The 26,954-nt window shown below is 49.0% G+C and carries 25 protein-coding genes; 17 read left to right on the top strand and 8 right to left on the bottom strand.

All coding sequences use genetic code 11. From position 1 onward, the window contains the following. The 16 genes from F557_RS0105390 to fliR all read left to right on the top strand — a co-directional run. On the top strand, positions 1–716 hold a 716-nt coding region (locus F557_RS0105390; protein ID WP_211209516.1), incomplete at its 5' end, for a hypothetical protein. A 483-nt stretch (positions 717–1,199) separates the two neighbouring features. Further along, positions 1,200–1,553 (top strand): flagellar hook-basal body complex protein FliE, encoded by a 354-nt coding sequence (fliE, locus tag F557_RS0105400; protein ID WP_019001223.1) that lies wholly within the window; start codon positions 1,200–1,202, stop codon positions 1,551–1,553. Positions 1,554–1,601: 48 nt separating this feature from the next. Then, positions 1,602–3,356 (top strand): flagellar basal-body MS-ring/collar protein FliF, encoded by a 1,755-nt coding sequence (gene fliF / locus F557_RS0105405; RefSeq protein ID WP_019001224.1) that lies wholly within the window; start codon positions 1,602–1,604, stop codon positions 3,354–3,356. After that, complete coding sequence (gene fliG, locus F557_RS0105410) at positions 3,356–4,435, top strand: flagellar motor switch protein FliG (protein ID WP_019001225.1); 1,080 nt, start codon at positions 3,356–3,358, stop codon at positions 4,433–4,435. Before fliF ends, fliG begins: the two co-directional genes overlap by 1 nt. Positions 4,436–4,441: 6 nt before the next feature. Beyond that, on the top strand, positions 4,442–5,431 hold the full coding sequence (locus F557_RS0105415; protein WP_084761494.1) for a FliH/SctL family protein: 990 nt from the start codon (positions 4,442–4,444) through the stop codon (positions 5,429–5,431). Next, positions 5,428–6,753: a flagellar protein export ATPase FliI gene (gene fliI, locus F557_RS0105420; RefSeq protein WP_019001227.1), complete on the top strand. Its 1,326-nt coding sequence runs from the start codon at positions 5,428–5,430 to the stop codon at positions 6,751–6,753. The genes F557_RS0105415 and fliI overlap by 4 nt, the downstream gene beginning before the upstream one ends. 68 nt (positions 6,754–6,821) lie before the next feature. Beyond that, positions 6,822–7,274 carry a flagellar export protein FliJ gene (gene fliJ, locus F557_RS0105425; protein ID WP_019001228.1) on the top strand — a complete coding sequence of 151 codons (453 nt, stop codon included), beginning with the start codon at positions 6,822–6,824 and terminating at the stop codon, positions 7,272–7,274. A 498-nt stretch (positions 7,275–7,772) separates the two neighbouring features. Then, positions 7,773–8,102 (top strand): hypothetical protein, encoded by a 330-nt coding sequence (locus F557_RS0105435; protein WP_019001230.1) that lies wholly within the window; start codon positions 7,773–7,775, stop codon positions 8,100–8,102. A 312-nt stretch (positions 8,103–8,414) separates the two neighbouring features. Next, positions 8,415–8,564, top strand: a complete 150-nt coding sequence (locus tag F557_RS22150) for a hypothetical protein (RefSeq protein ID WP_019001231.1) — start codon at positions 8,415–8,417, stop codon at positions 8,562–8,564. Positions 8,565–8,976: 412 nt separating this feature from the next. Next, positions 8,977–11,232, top strand: a complete 2,256-nt coding sequence (locus F557_RS0105450; RefSeq protein ID WP_084761497.1) for a flagellar hook-length control protein FliK — start codon at positions 8,977–8,979, stop codon at positions 11,230–11,232. 210 nt (positions 11,233–11,442) lie between these two features. Continuing rightward, positions 11,443–11,976 carry a flagellar basal body-associated FliL family protein gene (locus tag F557_RS0105455; RefSeq protein ID WP_019001234.1) on the top strand — a complete coding sequence of 178 codons (534 nt, stop codon included), beginning with the start codon at positions 11,443–11,445 and terminating at the stop codon, positions 11,974–11,976. A gap of 18 nt (positions 11,977–11,994) precedes the next feature. Further along, complete coding sequence (fliM, locus tag F557_RS0105460; RefSeq protein WP_019001235.1) at positions 11,995–13,077, top strand: flagellar motor switch protein FliM; 1,083 nt, start codon at positions 11,995–11,997, stop codon at positions 13,075–13,077. Positions 13,078–13,158: 81 nt separating this feature from the next. After that, positions 13,159–13,563 (top strand): flagellar motor switch protein FliN, encoded by a 405-nt coding sequence (gene fliN, locus F557_RS0105465; protein ID WP_019001236.1) that lies wholly within the window; start codon positions 13,159–13,161, stop codon positions 13,561–13,563. Positions 13,564–13,634: 71 nt separating this feature from the next. Continuing rightward, a complete protein-coding gene (fliP, locus tag F557_RS0105470; protein ID WP_019001237.1) occupies positions 13,635–14,390 on the top strand; it encodes a flagellar type III secretion system pore protein FliP in 756 nt (251 codons plus the stop codon). Position 14,391: 1 nt separating this feature from the next. Next, entirely contained in the window at positions 14,392–14,661 is a 270-nt protein-coding gene (fliQ, locus tag F557_RS0105475) for a flagellar biosynthesis protein FliQ (RefSeq protein WP_019001238.1), read from the top strand. Between the two features lie 40 nt (positions 14,662–14,701). Continuing rightward, positions 14,702–15,478 (top strand): flagellar biosynthetic protein FliR, encoded by a 777-nt coding sequence (gene fliR, locus F557_RS0105480; RefSeq protein WP_245539388.1) that lies wholly within the window; start codon positions 14,702–14,704, stop codon positions 15,476–15,478. A gap of 46 nt (positions 15,479–15,524) precedes the next feature. On the opposite strand, the gene F557_RS18955 is transcribed toward fliR, so the two are convergent. Next, complete coding sequence (locus F557_RS18955; protein WP_019001240.1) at positions 15,525–16,463, bottom strand: endonuclease; 939 nt, start codon at positions 16,461–16,463, stop codon at positions 15,525–15,527. A 409-nt stretch (positions 16,464–16,872) separates the two neighbouring features. Here F557_RS18955 and F557_RS0105490 point away from each other — a divergent pair, with 409 nt between their 5' ends. Beyond that, positions 16,873–17,244 (top strand): ArsR/SmtB family transcription factor, encoded by a 372-nt coding sequence (locus tag F557_RS0105490; RefSeq protein WP_026297764.1) that lies wholly within the window; start codon positions 16,873–16,875, stop codon positions 17,242–17,244. An 82-nt stretch (positions 17,245–17,326) separates the two neighbouring features. Here the strand turns inward: F557_RS0105490 and F557_RS0105495 are convergent, their stop codons facing one another. The 7 genes from F557_RS0105495 to F557_RS18960 form a co-directional block, all read right to left on the bottom strand. After that, positions 17,327–18,313, bottom strand: a complete 987-nt coding sequence (locus F557_RS0105495; protein WP_019001242.1) for a diaminopimelate dehydrogenase — start codon at positions 18,311–18,313, stop codon at positions 17,327–17,329. A gap of 429 nt (positions 18,314–18,742) precedes the next feature. Further along, positions 18,743–20,140: a nucleotide 5'-monophosphate nucleosidase PpnN gene (ppnN, locus tag F557_RS0105500; RefSeq protein ID WP_019001243.1), complete on the bottom strand. Its 1,398-nt coding sequence runs from the start codon at positions 20,138–20,140 to the stop codon at positions 18,743–18,745. Positions 20,141–20,154: 14 nt separating this feature from the next. Then, a complete protein-coding gene (locus F557_RS0105505) occupies positions 20,155–21,735 on the bottom strand; it encodes a GGDEF domain-containing protein (protein WP_019001244.1) in 1,581 nt (526 codons plus the stop codon). Positions 21,736–21,901: 166 nt separating this feature from the next. Next, entirely contained in the window at positions 21,902–23,929 is a 2,028-nt protein-coding gene (locus tag F557_RS0105510; protein WP_019001245.1) for a transglutaminase TgpA family protein, read from the bottom strand. After that, positions 23,916–24,932, bottom strand: coding sequence for a DUF58 domain-containing protein (locus F557_RS0105515; protein ID WP_019001246.1), 1,017 nt, complete (start codon positions 24,930–24,932; stop codon positions 23,916–23,918). Before F557_RS0105515 ends, F557_RS0105510 begins: the two co-directional genes overlap by 14 nt. Before the next feature lie 12 nt (positions 24,933–24,944). Further along, the gene (locus F557_RS0105520) at positions 24,945–25,850 is read right to left on the bottom strand and encodes an AAA family ATPase (RefSeq protein ID WP_019001247.1); all 906 of its coding nucleotides are present in this window, start codon (positions 25,848–25,850) and stop codon (positions 24,945–24,947) included. A 298-nt stretch (positions 25,851–26,148) separates the two neighbouring features. After that, positions 26,149–26,391: a cold-shock protein gene (locus F557_RS18960; RefSeq protein WP_019001249.1), complete on the bottom strand. Its 243-nt coding sequence runs from the start codon at positions 26,389–26,391 to the stop codon at positions 26,149–26,151. Between the last annotated feature and the right edge of the window lie 563 nt (positions 26,392–26,954).

A 26,954-nucleotide genomic window follows, 5' to 3' on the forward strand; every position in this document is an offset into this window, starting at 1 on the left:
GCAGCTTCAGTGTCGTATGTAATTATGAGGCGTGGAGGAAAACGCTCAGGGACAAGGGGTTCTTCTCAATGCTGTCATCCCGTGATTTCGGGGCGGGGAAAACCTACGATCTGTATGCACTGAGGATGGCTTCTGAAGTACAGTACCGGATTCTTAAATCCCAGGAAGGCTTTGACACGACAAGAGTGCATACGGATGCGGCCATGATGTCCAAATTCGCCATTTGCTTTGCTGCCACTGTTCTGAGACATGCGATCATGACGGCCTGTCAGAACAGGACCCTTGATATCAATGAAATGATTCAGAAAATGGACAGGATTACACTACTGCTTCTTGAAAACAGGAACTACCGGTTTATCAGAGATATGTCCGTCAAGGCTAGAGATCTTTTTGAGGAGTTCTCTATGAACATGGACAGCTTTGATGAAATTGCCAGAGATTACACTCGCAGAAAAACGGAGACGATTAACAGCCCGGTTCATAAACTTCCGGAAGCAGGAAAGATTCAGAAAAGGAAACGCGGCCGGCAGCTCGGCAGCAAGAACAAGGCAACACTTGCCCGTGAAGCAGCTATTGCTGAAGCCAAGGCTCGGGGAGAGTACGTTGAGAAGCCTAAACACAAGAAAGGAAGACCCTTGGGTTCAAAAGATTCGAAACCACGCAAATTACGGAGTGATACCGGGGTTAAAAGAGGCCCGCGCAAGAACAAATCGTAAGTATTGCGGAAGATGATTTATGTTTGACTAACACATGACTAAATGCGGTAACGATACCAGATATATAAACCATAAATCTGAAAAGTTACCGTTTTTCTGGAAATTAACATTCCGGTGCTTCTTTTTCTTCTTGTTATTTTTTATTTCCTGCTGGAAAAGCAGCAGTCCCTTCTGTTTTGCTCCCCTCCGATCCTTTTTGCAGAATAATGGTAATTGATGGTTTACCTTCTGTTTCGGGCGATTTTGTCTGGTCTTATTTTCATGCAGATTTGCCGGTTTCTTCCCGTTTTTTTTTGCTTTACTCTCCAAAAGTGAAGCGGTTTTCTACAATGTTGCGAGGATCCCGTGCTATATTCGTCAGGTTTATCCGGGACAGCGTGACTCGGAAAGCGTTTTCCGGTTACAGCCGTTTTTCTTTCTGGCACTGTTCTTGCTTATAGTCTGATGCTTATAGTTGGAGTCAAATAACAGACGGAGCAGAATATGAGCAATACAATAGATGCCGGTTCCATTCTTATGAATATGAACAGAATGAGCCTTGAGGCCGGAAACGGACTTAACGGTCTGAATCAGATCAGCGCCGGTACCTCTGGCGTAAGAGAGACCTCGGCGGCTGAGGATTTTGGAAATGCTCTGAAGCAGGCCCTGGATAATGTCAATGATCTGCAGATTCGGGCAGACAGTGCCAGAAATCGCTTTGACATGGGGGACAGATCCATGACGCTTGCCGATGTCATGATTGCCAGTCAGAAAGCTTCGATTGCCCTGGAGGCTACTGTTCAGATCAGAAACAAGATGACTGAGGCATACCGGACTGTGATGCAGATGCAGTTTTAAAAATATAAAAAAGCGGATCGCGGATTTTTTTCCGGGGGTGAGAAATTTATGGCTAAGAATGAAGTTGCGGTTGCCGATGCAGGAGATTCTGCAACCGACGGGGTAAGCGTATCAAAACCGTCTCCCCTGAAAATTCTGCAGAATGCCGATGTTATGCGTTCGGTCATTATCATTCTGTGCCTTGCCATTATGCTGGTTGCTGCTCTTACCGTCATATTGTGGGGGCGGGAGCCGGTTATGCGTCCTCTGGGAAGTTATACCGAGCAGGAGGAGCTGAACGCGGTGATTGCATACCTGAAGCAGCATCAGTATGAATACCGCTTTGACGAGCTCAGGGACGGCAGAAAAAATACGGTGTCTGTAACCGTGGACGATTATGACAGGATCGTCGAAGGATTGACAGTTGACGGAATTGTGTCAGCGGGTCCCAGAGATGGTTCCCAGATTCTTCTGGAGGATTCCAGTTTCGGGGTCAGTGCCAGGAAAGAGGAGGAGCGTCTGAAATATGCGCGGGAGCAGCAGATAGCAAGCATGCTGCAGAACAATCGCAAAATTGTGGATGCCAAGGTGCTTCTGGCGATTCCTCCCCGCAATGTGTTTGTTCGGGAGGCCAGGCATCCCTCTGCCGCGGTTACTGTCAAGGTAGCCGGTTCAGGGACTCTTTCTCCCAGTGAAGTTGATGCCATAGTGGACAGTGTGGCCTCTGCAGTGCAGGGACTGGATCCTTCCAGAGTTACTCTTATTGATCAGAACGGGCGTCTTCTTAATTCGGGATCCATGGATGCGGCATCTCAGGCCATGAGAAGGGCTACGGAACTGCAAAGTCAGAAGGAGTCTCAGTATAAGCACAAGATTGAGGAGATTCTGACACCCATTCTGGGTTACAGCAATTTCACTCCTATGGTAGCGGTGGCTATTGATAACGTTGATGAGGAAAAAACTTCCCAGACCTATAACAATACTCCGACAATCCGTTCGGAACAGGTATCCGAAGAGCTGAATTCGTCAAGAACTCCCAGTGGAGTTCCCGGAGCCGTTACCAATCAGCCTCCGGCCAATGCACAGCTTCCCGAGGTTAATCCCGGGGATGTGGCTGCCACCGGGGTCAGAACCAATGGTATCAATGTTGGCGTTCAGGGCAACTCCTCTCGCAGTGCCACCAGAAACTATGAAGTGGATACCACCATCAGCCATTCCCAGAAAAAAAGCGGCAGTATTGAGCGTCTTAGCGTTTCTGTGGCGGTAAATTACAAGGACGGTACCGACAAGGACGGAAATCCGGCCCGGGTGCCCAGGACTCAGGAGGAACTTTCAAAAATTGCGGATCTGCTCCGCAGCGGTTTGGGAATTGACGAAACCCGGGGTGATACTCTGGCCGTTCATACTGTAAAATTTTTTCAGCAGGATTCCGAAGAGTTTACAGATACTCCGTTTTATGATCGTCCGGTTTTTGAAAAGTCTCTCAGAATTGCCATTTCCGCACTTATTATCATTTCCATTCTGATGTTCCTGGTAAGACCTCTGGTGATGAATCTGATTAATCGCAAGGCTTCGGATGAAAGTGCCAAGGAAACAGATCTCGATAACAGTCTGGCTCTTGAGGGTGATGATGATTTGAATCTTCTGGTAAAGAACGAGGATGGTCCTCTTACTCTTTACGATATCAAAAACGGGCAGATTGTGCTCCCTGAGCTGCATAAGGATGAGGATTTGCTTAAGGCGGTACGGGCTCTGGTGGCCAACGAACCGGATCTGGCGGCACAGGTAGTTAAGGACTGGGTTTCATTGAATGAGGTAAAATAATGGCTGGAGGCAAAAATAACAGCGCCGGGAGCAATAGTGCCCTCAGCAAGACGGAGCTTACCGATGACCAGCGGGTTATTCTGTCATCCATGAGCGGTATTGAAAAGGCAGCCGTGCTGATGCTGAGCCTTAATGAGGAGGACGCGGCCGGAATATTTCGGCATCTGGAGCCCAAGCAGGTACAGAAGCTGGGTATGGCCATGGCCTCTATGACTGATTTCAGCAATGAAAAGGTATCGGCAGTGCATCGCCTTTTTCTGGAGGATATTCAGAAATACTCCAACATCGGTATCGGGTCTCAGGATTTTGTCCGCAAGGCTCTTACCGCGGCACTTGGCGAGGATAAGGCCGGTAATCTCGTGGATCAGATTATCATGGGCTCCGGCGCTCATGGTCTGGATTCCCTCAAATGGATGGATGCCAGACAGGTGGCTACCATTATTCAGAACGAGCATCCGCAGATTCAGACTATTGTGCTTTCGTATCTGGATCCCGAGCAGAGCGCGGAAATTCTCAGTCAGTTCCCGGAACCGGTGCGCCTGGATCTTATTATGCGTATTGCCAATCTGGAGGAGGTTCAGCCGGCAGCTCTTCAGGAACTGAACGAAATCATGGAGAAGCAGTTTGCGGGCTCCTCCAGCGCTCAGGCTGCAAAGATGGGCGGGCTCAAAGCGGCGGCTTCTATTATGAACTATCTGGATACCAATATTGAAGGTCAGCTCATGGATGCCATCCGAGATAATGATGAAGAGATGAGCCAGCAGATTCAGGATCTAATGTTCGTATTTGAAAATCTTATCGATGTGGATGATCGCGGTATTCAGACTCTGCTCCGCGAGGTTTCGGGCGACCTCCTGCAGAAGGCTCTTAAAGGTGCTGATGACAATCTTAAGGAAAAAATCTTCAAGAATATGTCCAAGCGTTCTGCTGAAACTCTCAAGGAGGATATGCAGACTATGGGGCCTATGCGTATCAGCGATGTGGAGGCCGCTCAGAAGGAAATCCTTACCATTGCCAGAAGACTGGCTGACAGTGGTGAGATTGTGCTTGGCGTAGGCGGCGGGGACAACTTTGTGTAATAGCTTATGAGTGAACAGGATAGAGCCTCTCCTATGGAGTTTGAGTACCTGAGTGATGCCGGTACCGAATCCCGTAAAAGGGAAACTAATGCCATGGGGTATGCCAGTGACTGGTATGAGAAGGGACTGGAGGCCCGGAAGAAAAGTCAGGAAAAGGCCCGGGAGGAGGCGGAGATTCGGGCCAGTATGCCGACATTGGCCGAAATCGAGGACATTCGTAAAAGCGCCTATGATGATGGTTTCAGGGAAGGCAAGAAGCTCGGCTTTGAAACCGGATATGCTGAAGGAGTTCCTGCCGGGGAAAATGCAGGCCGGGAAGCAGGACTGAAAAGCGGTTATGACGAGGGACGGGAGGCCGGACTTGCAGAAATGCAGCGTCAGGCAGCCCGGTTCTGCTCTTATGCAAATCATCTGGTGAAGCCGATTCAGGATCTGGATGAGGAAACTGCCTCCGAGCTTATATATCTGGCAGGAAGACTGGCCCGGGCCTTTATCAGAATGGAGGTGGCACGGAGTGCGGAATACGCCGCCTCAGAGATAGCAGAGGCCTGCCGGCTTCTTCCGGTTGCTTCCGGTGATGTCAGTATCAGTATCAATCCGGAATTTATCGACGAAATCAAAACCATTCTCCGGAATCCATCCGTGCGGCTGGTGCCGGATCCCTCTCTTAAACCTGGCGATCTTAGGGCCGATGTGGCCATGAGCAGCATTGAGATCAATCTTGAGGAAAGAATTGATGCTTTTCTCTCGGAATTTCTGGTCATGAATCGGGAACGGCGCGGGGAGGCCGCCCTTAATTCCGCTTTTAAGGAGGAACCCTGTGCTCGGGATTTTTCTGCCGGATCTGAGGCTTCTGGCATTTCCGGGCAAAAGCTCCCGGATGAAGAAAACACCGAAATATCCCCCGAAGCAGTTTCGGAAACAAAAGGCGGGATATCATCGACAAGACCGCTTGGATCCGGAATATCCCGGGCTCCCGGAGGAGGCGGAACGTGAGCATTCTGGACAGTCTGCAGAACTGCGTGATACCCGGAGGTCCTGAAAGTCCGCGGGTTTCCGGAAGACTTACCCGGGTGGTGGGACTTACTCTTGAAGCTGTCGGGCTTCGGGCGGCGGTGGGGTCTATCTGCCGCATTGAAACCGTGAACGGTACTCTGGATGCCGAAGTGGTGGGATTTGCCGGGGATCGGATTTATCTTATGCCTTCTGAGGAGATGAAGGGTGTGGTTCCCGGCGCCCGGGTTACCCCTGTTTCATCGGGAAGCACTATTCCCTATGGCATGCATCTTCTGGGGCGTGTTATTGACGGTATTGGTCAGCCCATTGACGGTCTCGGGCCGCTGATAAAGGATCGCCGGGAAAATTTTGTTCCGGCTCGGATGAATCCGCTTGCCCGCAAACCTGTTAAAGATCCCATGGATGTCGGAGTTCGAGCCATAAATTCAGTAATTACTGTGGGAAAAGGGCAAAGAATGGGACTGTTTGCAGGATCCGGTGTCGGAAAATCAGTACTTCTGGGGATGATGACACGGGGTTCAGCTGCTGATGTTACGGTGGTGGGATTAATCGGCGAACGTGGCAGGGAGGTCAAGGAATTTATCGAGGATATTCTGGGAAAGGAAGGGCGGGCCCGTTCGGTAGTGGTGGCGGCTCCTGCCGATGCCTCGCCTCTTATGCGTCTCAAGGGCTGTGAAACCTCACTGGCCATTGCGGAATATTTCAGAGATCAGGGGAAGGATGTGCTGCTTCTGATGGATTCTCTGACAAGATATGCTCAGGCACAGAGAGAGATTGCTCTGGCTATAGGAGAGCCTCCGGCCACCAAGGGCTATCCGCCCTCGGTTTTTGCCAGACTTCCGGCGCTGGTGGAAAGAGCTGGCAACGGTTCCGAAAAACAGGGGTCGATTACCGCATTTTTTACGGTTCTTACGGAGGGAGATGACCTCCAGGATCCCATTGCTGATTCTGCTCGGGCTATTCTTGACGGTCATATTGTGCTATCCCGTGCCCTGGCTGACAGTGGACACTATCCGGCTATAGATGTGGAAAAGTCCATCTCCCGTGTTATGCCCATGGTTACCTCCGATGAGCACCTGAACATGGCGCGGGCGGTAAAGCAGTGCTATTCTCTTTATGAGCAGAACCGGGATCTGATATCTATAGGTGCCTACCAGGCCGGGGCGGATCCCCGCATTGACAAAGCTATAAAAATGAAACCGCTTATTGACAGCTTTTTGCAGCAGAAAATGAAGGAGGTTATCCCCTACGATGTTTCTGTTGACGGTCTTAAGCAGCTCTGTCAGGCATTGCTGAAATAGACAGTGCCAGGTGCGGGAGGAGACAGAGGAGATAAAGCTGTGCTGTCTTTGCGGAATGAGGTGGTGCTATGAGTGATGCTTTGGGACTTCTTCTTGAGAGATTGCTGAGCAGGGAGGAGGAGGCCCGAAATGCCTATCTTCTGGCTCTGGAATCTGAGAGAAATTTTAAAAGACAGCTGGAAGCTCTTAATCAGTATCGGTCTTTTTATTCTTCCGAGCTTACGGATCGGGGGCTTCAGGGACCGGTATCCACCGCTACCTATAGTCATTTCACCTCGTTTATCGGAAGGCTCGACAAAATTTCGACAGAGCAGTTAGAGGGACTCAAAAAGGTGCAGGGAGAAACCGGCAAACGTCTGGAGTTTTATCAGGAGGTTCAGGCCAAAAGAAAGGCCATTGAATTTCTTATTGAAAAGAGACAGCGGGAAAAGCTGGCCCGGGAAGTTAGGCAGGAGCAGAAAATGAGTGACGATCTTTCGACAAATCGGTATTTTCAGGTACATTCCCGGGATGATGAATAGCCTGTGCCGGGAGTTTTCCGAATACCGTGTTCTGTATTTTTCCGGAAGTTTTTGAAAACTGTTGTTGCCCCTTTGGTCTGTGTGTCCTATAATGGGTTATGTAAACGATTTCAAAAAGTGCGGTTCGTTGTTATCCGGAACCGGCACTTACAGCATAAACTTAGATTCCGTGCCCTGATTAAAGCTTAACGGCATAGCTTTACGGAATCAGTTTTTCGGGCAGTACTGAAATTGCTCTTTTCGGACAGCGGCACCTTTGAGAAGATGTGTGCTGGTTTCCCCCGGGGTGGGCATTTTCAGATAGGCGCAGAGAAGGGGAGCCTGTGAGCAGACTCCCCCTTTGTTTTTGTACACTGGTTTCAGTGCCGGTTGTCGTATCTGAGATGTTTCCCGTTTCATTGTTTCCTTTTTTGATTAATGGATACATCTGGCAAGACTGTTGCATAAGTATTCATGTATGTCATAACACAGTCATTGAAATGACTTAAGGAATCCAAAATGATAGCAGTAAATACCAGTGCCTCAGGCAATATCGCCTCTTCGTTCAGCATTTTTAGTAATGTTTGGTCTCGGAAGCAGTCGGGGGCTTCTCTGAGAAGCGTTATTGATTCCGGGGACCGTGAATTTTCTGTTACTGAGCTCATCAGTTCCGATTCTGCTGATAATGCCGCAGCATGCTTTGCCGATGACGCCTGCCGCCAGAGTGCCGGATCAGATTCTTTCAGAGAATGCGATTTTTATGATCTGTCTGCTGAAACCGGAGATTATAGTCTCAGGCTTTACGATATTGTTCTTACTGCCGCCGACTTTGAGCTTTGTGCGGAATAGGCAGTACTGAATTTCTGCAGTCTCCTTTGGCATTATAAGATGATGTTTCTTTGAAGAGAGTGCAGACAGTTATATTTCATGATGGTCGGAAGACTGTATAAACAAGGGGAGATCCGAAAAGGCTCTCCCCTGCTGTTTGGGCGGCAATCTGGCGCCGGCAGTTTTATACCGTTGTCCTGGAGTAGTCTGACAGAAAGAAGAATTCTCTAAAGGTGTGATTATTTTTTTGAAATATCAGAAGCTGGCAGAAATTTTGCAAAAGTACTAATGAACGTCAAAACATAGTCATCAAGATGACTTAAGGAATCCAAAATGCTTACAGTACTCGCTGATTTTTCACATGCTGCCGCATCTGTTCGGGAATATGATTTTTACGACCTGGCTCTTGAAACCGACGATTACAGCCAGAGCCTTTATGAAACTGCTGTTACTGATGATGATTTCGAGCTGTCTGACGAATAGCCAATACTGATTTTTCGGTACTGCCGTTTCCCTGTTTTGGGGCCTTTCAGGTGTCTGAGGATCCGGGCCTTGAAGGAATTTAACATGTCTCCTGCCTGATTTTAGCCTTTTTTGAGAAGATGGCAGTTCTATGCGGCAGAGATTGTGTCAGAATTCTGACATGACAGGGAAACGGTTTTTACCAGAGATGTTTTCGGATTCGCGGATCTCTGGATTTCGAGTGATCTCCTGCTCTCTTCTTCGTTTACCTCTATTATTTTCTTTTCCTGCTCCTCCTGATTTTTGTCATTTATCTCTCTCTGAGGGCTTGTTGGCAGGATTGTTTATCCGGATTCCGGGATCTGGCAGATAAATTGCATCTTTTATCCCGTATTTCAGAAAGCAGTCATTGAATTGACTTAAGGAAACGGAAATGTTATCAGCATCAGTAGATTTATCCAGAGCCTCATCTCTGTTGACCATTGGTGTTCCGTCTGCCGGCAATTTCGGCAGCGGCAGACAGGGAGGGGTTTCCTTCAGCAGCATTCTTAATGCCGGAGACCGTGAAGTTTCCCTGCCGGATATTAATGCTGCCGTCTCCGGCAGTGTTTTGCCGGAAAAGAATGAGATTGCCGGTCAGGTGCTATCAGACAGCAGGGATATTCGGGACGAGGCCGATGAGGCCGCAAACCAGAGGCCTGATTTCTACGACCTTTCTGCGGAAAACGACGATTTGAGTCAAAAGCTTTATGATGCTGAGCTTTCTGATGCTGATTACGAACTTTTCGATCCGCTTTCCCAGGAGGGGGAGAGACTTGATGTCGAAGATCTGTCATCTGATTTGCTGCTGTGTCATTCCGAATCTCACGGTGTTCCTGATTTGACAGCCGCCTGTCCCGAGGTGCGGAAGCTGTTTTATAAGGATTTCTGTTCTGCTTCCTGGAATGCTGCAGACAGCGGGGATCTTCCGGAGGGTGTTTCGATAACCGGAGCTGGAGTTATCCAGGATTTTCAGAAAGCCGGGGATTATGCTTATCAGCCGGAGGGATCCGGTGTTTTCCGGGGGCAGGACGTTTTAGGGGATTCTGGTTTCCGTAATTACGTGCCTTCCGGAAATTACGGCAATGATGCGGAAATTCTTTCTCGGAATAATGGTTCCGTGATGCCGTATGGTACTCCTGGGGATGGACGGGAGGGCTTCTTCGCGGTTACAGCGGCAGTTCCGGAAAATCTTGCTTATTCGACAGAAAGGGATTATTCCCGTATTGCTGTCAGTGATGAGGCGGGGTTCGGAGAAAGTGCCGGAATTATGACTGAGGTTTCAGACAGTTCCGTGCTTCCGGAAGCCGGATCCTCAATTGACTCTGATAATGACAATACCGGATTTTTTACCGCATCTGATTCGATGCCTGCCGGGAATGCGGCGTCTTTGGAAATGGATTCTTCAGTCAGTCAGGAATATATGTCCGGAGAGATCCCGCGGAATAATGAATTGTCGGCTGAGAGTTTCACGGGTGTGCATAATTCCGAGGAATCCCGGTCAGGTACGGCACAGTCTTATTCAGCACCTGAAAACATTAGGGAATCTTCAGACAGTGCCGCCGGTATCAGGGGGACGGTGTTTCCTGAAGTTAAAGCTCCTGTAACCGAAGACACTTTTCTTGCAGAAAACGCCGGTTCCGGGAATATTCCGGGAAGAATCCGGGGTGCCGCATATGAGGAAAGTGCCACCGCTGAAAAGCCGGCAGTTTCAGCAAAGGATTCCGGTTCTCTAAGCAGGATAACCGGACTGGAAAGTCTCAGGGTGAAAACCGTGCCTGTGTCCGGAATGCCGTCTTCGGTATCGGGTGAGGGCGATTCTGCCATGGCAGCTCTAAGTCTTCTTCAGGTTCAGAAAAATGTCAGTACCAGAATTGTCAGCAGATCTGCAGTATTTTCCGGAGCATCTGAAAGCGACCGTTCGGCAGGTTCCGGTTTTTGGGCGTCTTCAGGAGAGGAGAGCGGGGAAGACCTTCTTCTGACTTCCGAAATCATTGCTGCCGGAGAAGATAGTTCGGATGGCGCTTTCGGAGAGCCGGGCGGCAATTCTCATGAGCGTCCTTTTGGAAGACCGGAGCCGGCAATGGTTATTCCCGGAACGGACAGATCGGCCGGGGCATTTTCTGAAAGCCGTTTTGAAAGCTTCCTGGGAAGAGGTCTTTTCGGAACAGCTTCGGGAACCGTTAACACCGGAACTGCGGAGGCCGTTAGTCTTTTTGAAGGCAGTCCCCGTGAAAATGCCGAGGCGATCCGGGAGCAGGTGATGCGGATGGCTGCGCGTAACCTTAAGAAGGTGGAGATAGCTCTGACCCCGGAAAGACTGGGACATCTTAAGATTGAGGTGGATATGGCGGAAGCCGGGAAAGCCCGGGTGCGCTTTGTGGTTGCCAGCACCGAAGCCCGGGATCTTATTTCCCAGAGCATGGACAAACTGAGAGACAGCCTGGCCGAGGCCGGTATTAATCTGGAGGGACACGCTGTGGATCAGGATTCTGGCGGAGAATCCCGCGGCCGGGAAAGAGCAGAGCGGGAATGGGAGAATTCCCTGAGACGGCTGGCCAGATCCGGAAGACAGGGTGAATGGCAGGAAATTTTTTCCGGGGTTCGGGATGGGATTTCCGAAGCATCCGGGATTATGAAATTCTGGTAAAGGCAAATATTCAGGCGGCAGATAGCCGGGAGCGCCGTTTTCCTGCGGGGGCTTCCGGCCGATATGGTGAGGAATTCGCAAATTTTGCTACAATTCCGCTACAATCCCGCCATTGAATGCCGGTTTGCATATAGAATAGGTGTGGTGCGGTTCGGCCAGAGAGGATGGAGTGGTGTCCGGGCATGAACGCGGGGGCAACGGAGCGGAATTATGGCGGATGGAAATCAGGAACAGCAGTTAAGCTTCGGGGATGAATCAGGGAAAAAGAAGAAAAAACTTCTCCTTATACTGATTGCGGCCGTTCTGCTTGCTGCAGGAGGTGGCGGAGCGGCTCTGGCTCTTTCCGGCGGCGGAGGTGAAAATCCCGAGAATAAAGAGGTTCCGGTGCAGCTTCCGGGAAATCCGGCTCCCGGAGCACCGGAGATTCTTTACCTTAACATAAAGAAGCCCTTTGTCATCCAGCTTCCCACGAAACCGAGACACCGCATGATGCAGGTAAAAATTCAGATTACCGTGAACTCTCAGGATAATCTTGATCTTGCCACACTGCACGAGCCTTTGATTAAGAACGCCATCAGCGAAGTGCTCTACAAGTATCAGACACAGCCGGATATTTATAATCTGATTGAGGGGCGCCGTGAGGTTAAGGCGGCCTGTCTGAAAGAAGTGCAGGAGGCAATGCTGAAGGAAACCGGGAAACCGGTGGTGGAAAAGGTTCTTTTTACCGATTTTGTAATGCAGTAAACAGGCAGGGCTGGCAAAGTGTCCGATATTTTAAGTCAGGATGAAATTGATGCGCTTCTTCACGGCGTCGACGATGTGCCGCAGGATGAGCCGGATCAGGGAGCAGATTCTGGAGATAACGGTTTTACCCGCTATGACTTCGCAGCCCAGGATCGTATAGTCCGCGGGCGTATGCCTACTCTTGAGCTGGTGAATGAAAGGTTTGCCAGACATCTCCGCATATCCCTTTTCAACATGATGCGCCGTACCGCCGAAGTTTCGATAAACGGCGTTCAGATGATCAAATTTGGGGAATACGTTCATACTCTGTTTGTGCCTACCAGTCTTAACATGGTGCGATTCAGGCCTCTGAAGGGAACTGGCCTTATAACCATGGAAGCCAGGCTGGTATTCATTATGGTAGAGAATTTCTTCGGAGGCGACGGCAGATACCGTGCCAAGATCGAGGGGCGCGAGTTCACTCCCACCGAAAGACGCATCATCCAGATGCTAATGAAGATTATTTTTGAGGATTACCGGGAAGCCTGGTCTCCGGTGATGGATGTGGAGTTCGAATATCTGGACAGTGAAGTGAACCCGGCCATGGCCAATATTGTCAGTCCTACCGAGGTTATTGTCATCAATTCTTTCCATATCGAGTTGGACGGTGGTGGCGGCGATTTTCATATAGCCATGCCCTATTCCATGGTGGAGCCGATACGCGAGCTTCTTGATGCCGGTGTGCAGTCTGATAAGGGAGATACCGACATTCGCTGGAGTAAGGCGCTCCGGGAAGAGGTTATGGGCGTCAAGGTGGGACTTAAGGTTCAGCTTATGGAATTCCAGCTGACGCTTCGCGATATTGAAAACTTCAGGCCGGGGATGGTGATTCCGGTAAAAATTCCGGAAAACACGCTGGTGTATGTAGAAGATCTGCCCACCTATCATGCCAAACTGGGCCGGACAGATGAAAAGCTGGCCATTAAGATAACCGAGCAGATTAAGCGTCCGGAATTTATGAAGAACGAGCTGGCTCTGGTGTTTCGCAGAAGAAGACGGCATGCTGATGATGACGACGAATCAGGAGAACAGGGGGCTGAAAATCCATCCTCCCAGAGTTGATTTTGCGGGAATGCGGAAGTAGCTGCCTCTGATAAAGGTATGAAATTCCGGAATTAATAAATATTTTGGAGCAGAGATTAAATGTCGGATATCGATGATGTATGGGCAGAAGCGCTGAAGGAACAGAAAAATTCTTCCGGCAACGTGCAGCTGTCAGATGAACCGCAGAAGGCGGAATTTGAAGATTTTTCCGAGGATCTTAAAAGGCCGCCTACTCCCGAGGAGCAGGCCAAGCTGGATGCCATCATGGATATTCCGGTAACCATTACCATGGAAGTGGGGCGTTCGCAGATCACCATTCGCAATCTGCTGCAGCTGAACCAGGGATCAGTGGTGGAGCTGGATCGGGTGGCCGGAGAGCCTCTGGATGTGCTGGTTAACGGAACCCTGATCGCACACGGGGAAGTAGTGGTGGTAAATGACAAGTTCGGTATCCGGCTGACTGACGTTATCAGTCAGATTGAACGTATTAAGAAGCTGAAATAGCAGCCGGGTGTTCCGCCCGGGGCAATCGGCTTTTCCGGCGTCCGCATTCAGGGACGGAGAGGAGGACTGTTTTGAAGATATTTCTTGGTGTCCTGCTTGCGGGACTTGTTCTTATCTGGGGAAGCGAGCCGGCCCTTGCCAGGGATCTCACCCTTAATGCAGTAACGGTAACCACCGCCGCCGACGGTTCTCAGGAATATTCCCTGACCTTGCAGGTGCTGCTCCTGATGACTGCGCTGTCATTTCTGCCGGCAATTCTCATCATGATGACCAGCTTTACCAGAATAGTGGTAGTGCTGGCTATTCTCAGACAGGCCCTGGGGCTTCAGACAACTCCGTCCAACCAGATTATTGTGGGAATAGCGCTTTTTCTGTCGTTTTTTATCATGAGTCCGGTGCTGGATGAGATAAATGACAAGGCTTTGCAGCCGTATATGAACGAGGAAATCACAGCGCCTCAGGCTTTCGAGAATGCCAAAATACCCATGAAAAAATTTATGCTGTCGCAAACCCGGCCCCACGATATCGGCGTGTTTGCCGAATTTGCCGGTGAGGTTTATGAAACTAAGGATCAGGTACCAATGAAGGTACTTATCCCTGCTTTTATGGTCAGCGAACTTAAAACGGCCTTTCAGATGGGATTTATGCTGTTTTTGCCGTTTCTGGTAATCGATTTGGTGGTAGCCAGTATTCTGATGGCTATGGGTATGATGATGCTGTCGCCAATGATTGTGTCCCTGCCGTTCAAAATAATGCTTTTTGTGCTGGTGGATGGCTGGTCTCTGATAATGGGCAGTCTGGTTACCAGTTTCGGTCTGGGAGGATAGCGTGGATCCCGAGGTATTTGTCGACATTGTGAGAGAGGCTTTGTGGGTAGTCACCATCCTGGTGGCGGCATCCATCCTGCCTTCTCTTGCCGTCGGCCTTATTGTAGCTGTATTTCAGGCGGCAACCTCCATTAACGAACAGACCCTGAGCTTTCTGCCCCGTCTTCTGGTAACTGTGGTGGCGCTGGCTCTGGGAGCCCACTGGGGACTGGAAAAGCTGATGAGCTTTTTTCGGCATCTGGTGGAGCTTATACCAACGGTGATTGGCTGATCCTAGGAGGCTGAAGGCGAAGATGGTGCTATCGGAGGAAATGATTCTTTCTTTTCTGGCCTCCCTGATCCTGCCCTTTATGCGCGTATCGTCATGCGTTATGGCTATGTTTGCCCTAGGATCCCGCAGCGTTCCCTCCGTTGTCAAGCTCACGCTTTCTCTGGCTCTTACTGTCATTGTCTATCCCCTGGTTCCGGAAATGCAGAATATTCCCGACATCTTCAGTCCGGGGTTCTTTCTGTTGGCCGGATACCAGATAATCATCGGGATTATGCTGGGATATGCCACCCAGTTTATTTCCCAGATTTTTGTAGTGGCCGGGCAGGTAGTGGCCATGCAGACCGGTTTGGGTTTCGCGTCCCTGGTGGATCCTGTTTCCGGTTCCAATACTCCGGTGGTGGGACAGTTTTTTACTGTACTGGCTACCATTTTGTTTTTTGTGGTGAACGGTCATCTGGTATTGTTTCGGCTTTTGGCAGAAAGCTTTGTAACTCTTCCGGTGGGCTTTGAGGGCTTCTTCAGCATTCCCTATATGGAATTTGCCCGGTTCGGAAGTCTGATGTTTTCGTTAGCGCTGTCTTTGTCGCTGAGCTCAATTTGTGCCATGCTGCTGGTGAATTTCACCTTTGGTGTGATGACAAGAGCAGCTCCGCAGCTTAATATCTTCAGCCTGGGGTTTGCGGTATCGCTGCTGTGCGGTCTTATTGTGCTGAGACTGGTGCTGTCCGGATTTATGAGACACTGGAATGAAGCTATGAACCGGGTTTTTGATCTGTCATGTTCTCTGATAAACACCTCCTGTCCTGGTATTTTCTAGCCAAACAAGGCATTTGGAAGGTCCCGGCTGTATCATCCCGGATTTATCAGGGGCATTTTTCAGAGATAAAGGGGTTTTCGTTGCCCTGAACTTTTTTTACCAGCTGATTCCGCTGGCACTCCCATTCGTCAGGGGGATAGCGGCGATCCCAGATATCCATAATCTGGCGATCCCCTTTTGACAGTTTTATGCCATGCTGTCGTTCCATATATTTGAATGCCCGGGCGATAAAGCCCCGGGTATATTCTGGAGGCTCGACAGCCCGTGGTTTGTCTTCTGATATGAAAAACTTACAGTTCCCGTATACGGATTTTTCCGGATGCGGAAACTGCCGGTAGCGGTAGGCCTTACGGTCATCGTTTACCTCTCCTACAGCCGGAGTGAGGTTGTGCATATCTCCGGCCATGATTTCAAATTCCGGAACGTTGTTGCAGTTATTGCGGCCACCGGTTTTCCAGCAGGACATCTGACCGCCGAACCAGGAGGCCGGGACAATATGTTCCCATTCGATCCTGCGGGCTCTCTTTTCCTGTTTTCTGATCCGGTAACCGCAGGTCGTGAGATCGGGATAGATTTTGCCGTTTCGGAATAAAAGGGAGCAGCGGCAGTAAAAGGTTTCCGGAGCAGGTGCTTCCCGATAGATTAGTATCAGCTCCCGTTTGGACTTTTCGAAAGGAATGTACTTTTGGGAGAGATCCCTCCGCCGGAGTTCATGATGGTGTTTTCCGGCAAACAGGGGTTCTCCTTCCACGGGATCAGGATCGGGAGAACGGGGGAAGTTTTTATCCGGATAATCCGGAAAATATCTGTGAATTGCTGCATATCCGCTTTCCAGTATTGAGATGAATCTCCGGTGGAGATCCGGACGGAGTCCGATAGCCAGTACCGATACCATGCCAATGATGTCCAGAGCAGTGATTAAGGTGATAAGCCATTTTATGGAAATATGCTTTAAGTATGCTACCAGTCTTGCGGGATTTTTCATCTTATGATGTTAAAAATTACACATTAAGTATATTGTCTGTAATTATATTGTATGCAGATATATTGTATCATAAATTTAGAATAAAGTGCTTTGCAACAGAGTTAAATATTATTATTTGGATTAGCGGCAGCAGTGATCAGAAAAATGCAGGATTCATTACTGCATGAGCTCACGACGAATTTGGCAATTTCCGGACTCGAATCAGCACATTCCGATTTTTACAGAGCTTTTCTTACCGTGGACCGGCAATATCTCATTATGGCGCCTTAAGAAAATTATTCGCTGAAAGATTTTTTTTCGCGTTCTGTTTCAGATATGTTGTACAATTCACGGCGTAACCGGAAGATAGTTGAATGAAATTTTAAATTTTTGTTCAATTACTGATTTCCGCAAAAACGCTGGAGGATGTATGGCACAGGAAAAGAGAGCTCCGGGATGCGACTGCCCGGCTATTCATGATGATTTTGTCGATATTGTGGAAAAGTCGCTGAAGCCAGGATCCGAATATATGGATCTGGCGGCACTTTTTAAAATGTTCAGTGATCCCACTCGTATCAAGATCTTGCATGCTCTTGAGCTTCATGAACTTTGCGTGTGTGATCTGGCGTGTGTTCTGGGACTTACCAAGTCTGCGGTTTCCCATCAGCTCAGCGCTCTAAAAATGGCTAATCTTGTGAAGTACCGTCGGGAAGGGCAGGTAGTGCTGTATTCTCTGGCCGACGAGCATGTGAAGATTATTCTTGATATCGGATGCGAACATCTGATGGAGGATGCGCTTTGATTTTCCCGGCTACCGGGAATAAAAAAAACCGCATCAGAAGATGCGGTAAAAAAGGAGTATTATTAAAAGGGAAATCGTCAGATTACACGAAGTGCTTTCTAAGCTCTTCGCCAGAAAGGTCTACCAGGTATGCCGGGGCGATGTCCAGTACGGTACGGGCTCCGGTCTGTCCTTCCTTGTTAAGACGGACGGCAGCTCTGGCATAGGCGGCGAGAACGCTTCCGGTGAATGCCGGGTTGGAATCCAGCTTCAGGCTGAATTCAATAATATTGTTGAACTCGTTATCAAGTCCGGTGGTGCCGGAACGGAATACAAATCCGCCGTGAGGGAGACCGCTGTGGTTCTTCTTCAGTTCCTCTTCGCTGATGAAATGCACGGTGGTGTCGTAGTCGGAGAAATAGTTGGGCATGGTCTTGATAGCCTGCTCTACACTGGAGGCATCGGCTCCTTCCTCAAGAACAACAAAGCATTCACGGGTGTGCTTCTGTCTGGTGGTGAGCTCCGGAGAGGATCCGCTGCGCACAGCATCCAGAGCGCTGTCTACCGGGATGGTGTACTGTCTGGCATCCTTAACACCGGGGATACGTCTTACGGCATCAGAATGCCCCTGGCTCACACCCTTGCCCCAGAAAGTGTAGTCCTTGCCGTTGGGCAGAGCGGCGGTAGCATAAAGTCTGGCCAGTGAAAACAGACCGGGATCCCAGCCGCAGGAGATAATCGAAATCTTGCCGGCAGCATTTGCGGCAGCATCTACGTTGCTGTAATGCTCCGGGATTCTTGCATGGGTGTCAAAGCTGTCGATAACGTTGAAGAGCTTAGCGTAGACAGGAGTCTGTTCGGGAAGATCGGTTGCACTTCCGCCGCCGAGAATCATAACGTCAATCTTATCCTTCCAGCTCTCAACTTCTGAAACGTTGACCACAGGAACATTAGGAGTTCTGATCTGCACGCTTGCAGGATCTCTGCGGGTAAAAACCGCTACCAGCTCCATATCATCGGAATGCGCAATTGCGCTTTCGGCGCCGCGGCTAAGATTGCCGTATCCTAAAATACCAACTCTAATAGTCATATATGATTCCTCATCGGGGAAAAATTCCAATTTACGACCGTATTGTACTCCCACTTTTGGAGGATACAAAGAAAAAGGTCAGAATTTGCAATAATTTCTTTGTTTTTGTTAGTAAATAAATGTGTTATTGTGGGGGTTGTGTGGATTATGTGTGAGGTATTACATGTTTTGAGGAAAAAATTCCTCAAAAACAATATTATTTACTTTGAATGTTGGAATTTGAGGAAGTGAACACATTGTAATTTGTGAACGTTTTCATAAGGACAAAAAGGAATCAAAACGGTATTGCCGCTGGCTGAGGCGAGAAGAGTCCAGAGCAACATAAAGAGGGTGAAAAGGACAGCGTGGCAGAAAAACTTCCGGCAGGACTCAATCCTGCCCGGAAGGAATGCCGCACAGGCATTCCGGGATGCTTTTCTTTTGCCGGGACTACGAAGACCCGGTTTGTGATGTGTTTTCGCTGTCCCGAAGAGTATAGCAGGGAATGTATTCGCTCTGAGACAGCAGGAAACGTTTCTGAGCAATAAATTCCTTAAGCAGCTTGTCCATAGCCTGCATGATTTCGCGATCTCCTTCAATAATAAAGGGGCCGTGCTTTTTGATTTCCTCCATTCCGGCTTCCTTGACGTTTCCCGAGACAATGGCCGAGAAGGCTCTTCTCATGTTTGATGCCATCAGAGACAGATCAGAGGACCGGTGCAGATTAAGAGAACTCATGTTGGCATGAGTGGCTTCAAATGGTTCCTGCAGATATTCCGGGATTTTCAGAGACCAGTTAAAGCAGTAGGAATCGCTGGTCATGGTGCGGTGCTCCCGAACCATTTCCAGTCCTTCTCTGATGGTTCTGGCAACCTTTTCCGGATTATTGATGATGATCTCATAATGTCTGGTGGCATTGTCGCCCAGTACTGCCTTTACAAAGGTGTCCAGAGCGGCAAAATAAGATCTGCTTTCCTCCGGTCCGGTAAGAATCAAAGGGAGCGGCTCATGACGGTTTTCTCTCAGAAGCTTTACTGAAAGAATGTATAAAAGCTCCTCGGCGGACCCGGGACCGCCCGGAAAGAGGATAATGGCATTGCCGAACCTGACAAATGCCTCCAGTCTCTTCTCGATATCGGGCAGAATTACCAGTTCCTTGACATAGGGGTTGGGGGGTTCGGCAGCAATTATTGACGGTTCAGTCAGTCCGATAAACCTGCTGGTGCTGTGTCCCTGCAGGGCATGTCCGAAAAAAGCTCCCTTCATGGGGGCTTCCATGGCTCCCGGACCGCATCCGGTACAGACGTCTATCTTGCGGAGCCCCAACCTGACACCTACCTCATAGGCGTAGTCATATTCCGTCTGACTGATGGCATGACCGCCCCAGCAAACAACTACATTGGGATTCTGTCCCGGAATCAGAGTGCCGGCGAGACGCAATCTGGAGAATATCCCGTTGGTAATGAGTCTTGAGACGGGAATCTGCTTCAGGGAGTCGATTTCGCTATGCATTTTTTCAATGGCAGAAAACTGCACGATATCCCGGAGTACCGTATAGAGATTTACCTGAATATTGCTGATAATCACTCCGTCGACAAATGCTGTTTCCGGGGGATTTATAAGTTCGAGCTTTACTCCGCGCTCGTTCTGGATCACATTGATTTCAAAATTCCGGTATTTATCCAGAAGAACGTGCGAATTGTCGGTTTTGGCACCGGTATTCAGTACGGCCAGAGAGCACTTGCGGTAGATGTCATACATCTCTCCTGATGAAAATCGGGACAGACTGTCGCTTTCCAGCTGTGAAAGCAGTGCCAGATTGTCAACTGGCTGGATAATAGAGATCATTAATCCCTCCGAAATCAGTCAATACTGAGAAGCATGTTCCTGGCAAACGATTCTTCTTCAGAGGAATTTCTAGCAGCGGTTTCGGCATGCTTGCGCTTTTCCAGAGCTTCGGACAGTGAGCCGAGCACAGAATCTGCTGATTCGTATTCTGTGATGATCTTGTAGCAGATAGATATGGTCACCGGCACCTTTTCATTTTTGTAATGAAAGGGAATTGTCTTAATGGTGGTGATCAGCTTTTCCGAAGTGGCCTTTGCAGCTGCCGGATCCCTGGTATAGGTGATTATCCCGAAGAAATCCGATCCAATGCGGGCCACAAAATCCTTTTCGTCCACAGATTTTCTGATGGTGAGTCCCAGTACCCGGAGGATCTTGTCACCGACGAAATCACCGTATTTCTTATTGATGCCGGCAAATCCGTCGATATCGGCAAAAATTACGCTCATGCCGCTGAATCCGGGGTCGCTATTTTTCGTTACATCCCTCTCAAATCGTGTTTCGAAGCTCATTCTGTTGTTGAGACCTGTAATGGCATCAATCTTGTTTTTCTGGGAGATGTCAGTAATTTCGGTCTTGAACTGCACGGCATCCTTCTTGATGGAGACAATCTTGTTTTCAATGTCGTCAAGATCGTTCATCAGCTTTTCCTGGACGTCCATGAACCCTTCTCTGGCCTTTATAAGATTGCTGAGGCTGGAGATTTTTTTATGAACCTGGGTTGTGATTTCGCTGTCGTCACCGGCATTGCTGACACACTCGTCAATGGCTGCGAGTTCCACGTCGAACTGGGAATTGTTTTCCCGGGCAGCCAGCTGAACGGAACGGTTGCTTTCCAGATTGGTGTTGAGAAGAGTATGCACGCTGTTGATATGCTCACTCATATTGCCCAGGAAAACCAGATTAAAATCCCGTTCGTTGTTAAACCCCTTTACCAGAATGGCAATGATCCTTTCAACCAGATAGGGAAGGTCGTTATATGAAATGATGATATTCTTGTCCATCAGAACATCGGCATATTTTTTGAGTTCGTCATTAAGCTCGCCGTTAAGTTCTACGCCGGTGATAAGAGAATGAATCTTGGTTCTGTCGGCTCCGGAGACACCGTCATTCTGATTCCCGGTGGTCATTTTTATAAAGTGCTCCAGCGTCTTTTTGACCAGATCGCAGATTAGTACCACTTTGTCGTTGTAGGGGCGTCCCCGGTTGAGAGCAATTTCGCTGGCGTAGTCCTGAAATGATTTGGGGAGTATTTTTGAATTTTTGATTATTTCGGGCAGAATTTTTATGTAAATTTCCAGCTTGGCATAAAAATCGAGTACCTTGCGGGACTGGGTATGCAGCGCCCCCTGTATTGCCATGACATCGTCAAGCTGGTTGTAGAGAGGACTTTCAGTGTTGATTTTGGAAATTGCCGTTTTCAGTCTGTCGTTGAAGGCGGTATCATGCCCCCAGAAAATCTTGGTCACCTGAGAAAGCAGACTCAGAGCGCATTCGCGTTCTTTCCTTATCCCGCGTTTAAGGGCGTTCAGTTCGGCTTCAAGTTCTGCAATTCTGGCTTCGGAGGAAACATTTCCGGATGGCTTGGGAGTGTTCATAAATACGTAAGTCCCTCAAAAAACATGCGACGCTATTTTTTGATATTCGTAGTGTCCAATTAATGTCGCAGGCGGGTATCAGACAATCAACCCTGTGACATTTTAATTTGTTGCGGATTTTCATATTTCATATCTGTTCACATAATCCCTATGGCAAAGTTGCAAATTATGATGTTGTGCAAATTTTTATAATTTTTTCAGCATGGGTTCTGAGTTCCCGGATAATCTCCTTTCTTTTTTCGGAAGGCCTCTGGTAGCGCAGTTTGCGGAACAGGGCGGCGGCGGCGGCGAACTCCGCTGCCAGATCCCTGCAGTTGCGGATATTCAGAGAGGGGGCTGTTTTTCTGCCTGCGGCCGGCATGCCGGTTCCGGAATCCCCGGAGGTCATGGCAGTTAGTTTTGCAGCCACCGCTTCCGGCGTTTCCCGTGTTTCTACAGTGATTCCAGTCCCGGAAATGCTCTGGAGAATTCTCTTCATGATCCTTATTTCCTCGGGATCCCGCTTCAGTTTCTTTTTCCCGAACAGGGTTGCGAGGAAGAATATCACGTAGAGTGCGATTCCTCCGAAAACAAGACTGAAGATAAGGGGCAGACTGTTTTTAAGAAGCTGTTCCTGGGAAGTCATGTCAAAGTTTAGAATGAACCTGCTCCAGGAATATTCAAGGTTTTCCGTTATATCACGCAGCTTTTTTAGAAATGCGGCAATTCCGGAAGGGGCTTCGTTGCCGTTTCTGATGGTAACATAGCCCTGTCCCTGAGAGAATTCCCGGGAAACCAGGAGTACAGGATCATAGGTAACCCAGTGTCCGTCAATGTAGGCCTCGGTCCAGGCATGAGCATCGTATTCCCTGATGATTACCAGATTAAGATCCGGCACCGTTTCCCCTCCGGCGTATCCGGAGACGATTCTGCTAGGTATTCCGGCCATTCTGAGCATGATGGCCATGGCTTCGGCGTAGTGCACGCAAAAGCCGCTTTTGCTGTCCATCAGAAAATAATCTATATGATTGCGGCCCTGATATCCGTTTCGTCCCGGCTTAAGGGTATATGAGAAGCCGTTTTTGAAATAGCTGTAGATGGCCTCTGCCTTTTCCCGGGGTGCTGCCAGATGTCCGGTAAGGCGGCGGGTGAGTTCCGCGGTACGGGGATTATCTCCCGGAATGAGTCGCAGGAAGGAGCGGGAATAGAGCTTTTCGGTTTCAGGGGCATATTCCGGATACCAGGTGAAATGGAAAAGCTCCCGCGAGCCTCCCGGCTTGTTAACGGTATAGGTGTCATCCTTGTTGTAGAAGGCGTTATCGTTGCTGTTGCCGGAGAATTTCAAAGAGGGAATGAATACCGTTCCTGTAGGCTCCAGCATGACGTCATATTCAATTCCTCCCGGAGCAGAAGGCTTGGGCTTCGGGGATTTGGCAAAGGGGTTGTAGGCAATGCGGTTTTGATCCTGCGATACCAGAAGATCCTGACTCCATTCGTCGTTGCGGTAGCGGCTGTAGGTCATTACCCGAAAGTACAGTGGGGAAGGCATGTCTCCCCGGAAACCTACTCGGGCCACCAGCTTATCGGACTGGTAGAGGTTTTCCAGATTTCTGACAGAAAACGAGGTGGAAATTCCGGTAATTCCGGATTTTTCATTGCCGGGCAGTACCCAGAAGGATCCGAAGCGCGGCAGTATCAGAAACAGTACTGCTGTCAGCGGAAGGGCCGGCAGAAAGAGCCGAAGCATAAGCCTTAAATCCTCTCCGACCGTGCTTCTTCTGGTAAGCGATATATATATCCAGACTATCAGAATGCCTGCCAGAGCAAGATACAGGGCAATAAAAATCTGGTAATGAAATATCAGGGGCAGAATACTGAGAAATACCAGCGCTGCCGCATGCACAAATGAATCGCGTTCGCTGGAATATTCCAGAAATTTCAGAGCGCAGCCCAGCACCAGAAGATTGATGGCGGCGATTCCCGCCTGCCGGTGAATAATGCCCTCCGTAACGAGGCAGATGATGCCCAGTACGGTAATTGACCGCACCGTAAGTCGTGACGGAGGGCGAAACCAGTTCAGGGTAAAACCTGTTTTGATGACTGCTGCCGCAAGGGATATCAGGATTACCGAAATGAAAAGAGTGCTGCCGGACAGTACGGTAGCCATAATGTAGAGAAGCCCCATAAGGGTCAGCGCTTTTTTAGACGCCAGCATGATATTTTCCTTCAGGCAGCAGCGCCAGTCTTGCCAGAATTCTTCCGGTATGGTTACTGGCTGTGTCGGGAGCTTCAAAAATGCCGAAAGCGTTAAAGCCGAAGCGTTGCTCCTTTCTGGCCAGATCCACCACTGCCCAGGTGAGCTTGCTGATAGAATCCTCATAATTGCGGGAGCGGATGCTGTTGATATTGAGATAAAGATCCATGCTGTTATCCTGGGAAAAATCCTTCACCATGAGCCCCTGCCCCCGAGCAGTTCTTTTCCAGTCAATAATTCCGGGAGGATCTCCGGGGTGGTAAGGTCTGACTCCTGATATTTCGTCACGGCTCTGAATTCTGGCCCGGGTTTCCGGGATTTCGGAAAAACCCTGTTTTTCGGGAGAGTTATCCCGGGAATCTGTGACAAGTCCGGGAAGGCGATCCAGGAGATACTCGCAGCTTACCGGACGTGGGTAGATTAGAATCTCGCTTTCCGGCTTTATGTAGGAAAAAGTGTTTATAATCCCTAAAGGCCAGGAGGAGCATACAGCCAGAAGAGGAACCCGGAAAAGGCCTCGCTTTTCATTGACAAAGCTCAGCTGCACAGTTGATCCGCTGACAAGATCCGGGGCGATCAGCACTGCGGCTCCTGGGGCTGTGATGCGCAGTCCCCTGATTATCCGGGATTGTCCCGGAGCAGTACGCGCAGTGACAAATACCGGCAGAGGCAGCGTTGTTCCAGCATGCACGGCGACGTTCATTTTTTTTATCTCAACGCTCACACCGTTCATATTGAAAAATCCGTAGAAGACGGACGTAAAAGTCACGCACAGCAGAAAAACTGCCAGAATGAGTACCAGATTGTTCTGGTAATTAATTCCAAAGGCCAGCATGGCCAGGAGAATTACCAGAAGTATCCAGCCGTTTTTGTTGGGCCAGACATACAGATTGTGAATTCCCAGGGGAACCCCGCAGGGGGCGGCGAAACGGATGCGCAGCCTTTTTCGCAATTCTTGCAGCATGAAGGATCGTCCTCAGACCAGCGGAGTGACCTGATTCAGAATCCGGTCGCTGTAGGATGCGGTGTCCAGAGAGGAAATATTCCCCTTGCGAAGCCGGTGTTCGGCGGCTGCCGGAAAAATTTCCTGTACATCATCCGGTGTTGCATAATCCCTTCCGGCAATGAAGGCCCGGGCTCTGGCGGCTGCCAGTATGGCCCGTGAGGCCCTGGGAGAAAGCGGGTTCGGGATTTCCGGATCGGTACGGCTCCGGATACAGAGGTTAACGATATAGTCGCACACCGGGTCGGATACGAATACCTTCTGAACCTCGTTCTGAAGAGCAATGATGCCCTCGGCAGAGGTCAGGGCCGGCAGATTCGGAGCGCGGTTTTCGTTTTTAAGGATGCGGATTTCTTCAGATTTGGACGGAAAGCCCAGAGATATTCTCATAGCAAAACGATCCAGCTGCGACTCCGGCAGCGGAAAAGTACCTGCCTGATCCAGAGGGTTCTGGGTGGCAACAACGAAAAACGGTTCCGGGAGTCTGTGGGTTTTTCCTTCATAGGAAACCTGATGTTCAGCCATTACTTCCAGAAGTGCGCTCTGAGTGCGGGGGGAGCCGCGGTTGATTTCGTCTGCCAGCAGCATATTGGTGAACACCGGTCCCGGATGAAATTCGAAATCCCGGCTTTTTTCGTTGAAAATGCTGGCTCCCAGAAGATCTCCTGGCAGCATGTCAGAGGTGAACTGTATTCTCTGGCTGGTAAGCCCCAGTACCGAAGACATGGCTCTGGCCAGGGTGGTTTTGCCCATTCCCGGGAGATCCTCAAGGAGCAGATGTCCGCCGGAAAGAAGGCAGCTGAGCGCCAGCGCCAGCTTTTTTTCTTTATCAAGTATTACCGAATTAAGGCTTTTAAGAATGTCCTGACAGAGTGACATAGGAATTCTCCCGAAAATACTAACGGGACTATCATAGCGAGGACCAGGGGGGGCTGTCTGTGACAGCGGTGCTGAATTCCGGAAAATTCCCTGCATTCAGGAAGGTCTCAGGGCGGGCGCCGGATAGAAGTTCGCCAACAAAACAGATGGCAAAAACAAAATCAAAATCAAAATCAACGCCCTCTCCACAGAGCATGGAGAAGGTCTTACGGGCATGTACGGGTACAAAAACGAAATTGCAGAAAAACTTCTCTCCTGCTGGAAAACAGGAGATCTGCTTTTGAATTTTGAAAGAGAACTATTCGGCAGACTGAGCCGGATCGCCTTCCTTGGGAATTTTGACTACCACAATATTGACAGCATGAAACCCCTTGTCTCCTTTCTCGAGATCATAGGTAACAGTCTGTCCTGGCTTAAGGGTTTTGAAGCCTTCCATGGAAATACAGGAAAAGTGAGCGAATACATCCTCGCCGCCATCATCGGGGGTGATGAAACCATACCCTTTGGTGTTGTTAAACCATTTAACCGTACCTTTTGCCATAAATAAACTCCACTAATTCTCTCCTGAGGAATATCCGTAGCCTGAAAATTCAAAATAATAACCGGTCCGGAACCGCAAGAGAAATCAAAATAAAAAGGCATAAAGCTTCTTTCAGTTTAACATTCAGTAAATAGCGAGTAACAGAAAAATCTTCATGTTTTTTTAAGGTTATCAACATTTTTACGGCATATATACTGTTTTAGCAGGCAATAAAACGGATCAGATTCCTTGAAATAGACTAAAACTTTCACAAACCTCAGGACTATAGAAAGCTTCTTGTTCTGAGGTCTTTTCTTTTCAAATCATATCAAAAATTCATCTGTTTCCCCTGTTTTTTGGAAATAATCTGCCTTTTTAACTCCTGTTTTATCGTAAAAGTTAGTGATTTCTTTGCAAAATTATTATTTTTTATGTCTTTATTAGTCCGTTTATGATATAATACGGACTATATATAAGAGGTGTTTTTATGAAGGTTCCTGAAGAAATCAGAAAGGTTAAAAGACCGGTTAATACTATTGTTGTATTAGGTCTAAAGTCAGCACTTTAGGCCTTCTTAAATTTCC

Source organism: Succinimonas amylolytica DSM 2873 (assembly GCF_000378405.1).
GTDB classification, from domain to species: Bacteria; Pseudomonadota; Gammaproteobacteria; order Enterobacterales; family Succinivibrionaceae; genus Succinimonas; species Succinimonas amylolytica.

What these genes read in the sequence shown, in the direction of transcription:
- F557_RS0105515 (WP_019001246.1), bottom strand. Translation starts at nt 24,932, where the DNA reads ATGCTGCAAGAATTGCGAAAAAGGCTGCGCATCCGTTTCGCCGCCCCC.
- F557_RS0105455 (WP_019001234.1), top strand. Translation starts at nt 11,443, where the DNA reads ATGGCGGATGGAAATCAGGAACAGCAGTTAAGCTTCGGGGATGAATCA.
- F557_RS0105520 (WP_019001247.1), bottom strand. Translation starts at nt 25,850, where the DNA reads ATGTCACTCTGTCAGGACATTCTTAAAAGCCTTAATTCGGTAATACTT.
- F557_RS0105435 (WP_019001230.1), top strand. Translation starts at nt 7,773, where the DNA reads ATGATAGCAGTAAATACCAGTGCCTCAGGCAATATCGCCTCTTCGTTC.
- F557_RS0105450 (WP_084761497.1), top strand. Translation starts at nt 8,977, where the DNA reads ATGTTATCAGCATCAGTAGATTTATCCAGAGCCTCATCTCTGTTGACC.
- fliJ (WP_019001228.1), top strand. Translation starts at nt 6,822, where the DNA reads ATGAGTGATGCTTTGGGACTTCTTCTTGAGAGATTGCTGAGCAGGGAG.
- F557_RS0105495 (WP_019001242.1), bottom strand. Translation starts at nt 18,313, where the DNA reads ATGACTATTAGAGTTGGTATTTTAGGATACGGCAATCTTAGCCGCGGC.
- F557_RS0105490 (WP_026297764.1), top strand. Translation starts at nt 16,873, where the DNA reads ATGGCACAGGAAAAGAGAGCTCCGGGATGCGACTGCCCGGCTATTCAT.
- fliG (WP_019001225.1), top strand. Translation starts at nt 3,356, where the DNA reads ATGGCTGGAGGCAAAAATAACAGCGCCGGGAGCAATAGTGCCCTCAGC.
- fliF (WP_019001224.1), top strand. Translation starts at nt 1,602, where the DNA reads ATGGCTAAGAATGAAGTTGCGGTTGCCGATGCAGGAGATTCTGCAACC.
- F557_RS22150 (WP_019001231.1), top strand. Translation starts at nt 8,415, where the DNA reads ATGCTTACAGTACTCGCTGATTTTTCACATGCTGCCGCATCTGTTCGG.
- fliN (WP_019001236.1), top strand. Translation starts at nt 13,159, where the DNA reads ATGTCGGATATCGATGATGTATGGGCAGAAGCGCTGAAGGAACAGAAA.
- F557_RS0105415 (WP_084761494.1), top strand. Translation starts at nt 4,442, where the DNA reads ATGAGTGAACAGGATAGAGCCTCTCCTATGGAGTTTGAGTACCTGAGT.
- fliE (WP_019001223.1), top strand. Translation starts at nt 1,200, where the DNA reads ATGAGCAATACAATAGATGCCGGTTCCATTCTTATGAATATGAACAGA.
- fliR (WP_245539388.1), top strand. Translation starts at nt 14,702, where the DNA reads ATGATTCTTTCTTTTCTGGCCTCCCTGATCCTGCCCTTTATGCGCGTA.
- F557_RS0105510 (WP_019001245.1), bottom strand. Translation starts at nt 23,929, where the DNA reads ATGCTGGCGTCTAAAAAAGCGCTGACCCTTATGGGGCTTCTCTACATT.
- F557_RS0105505 (WP_019001244.1), bottom strand. Translation starts at nt 21,735, where the DNA reads ATGAACACTCCCAAGCCATCCGGAAATGTTTCCTCCGAAGCCAGAATT.
- F557_RS18960 (WP_019001249.1), bottom strand. Translation starts at nt 26,391, where the DNA reads ATGGCAAAAGGTACGGTTAAATGGTTTAACAACACCAAAGGGTATGGT.
- ppnN (WP_019001243.1), bottom strand. Translation starts at nt 20,140, where the DNA reads ATGATCTCTATTATCCAGCCAGTTGACAATCTGGCACTGCTTTCACAG.
- F557_RS18955 (WP_019001240.1), bottom strand. Translation starts at nt 16,463, where the DNA reads ATGAAAAATCCCGCAAGACTGGTAGCATACTTAAAGCATATTTCCATA.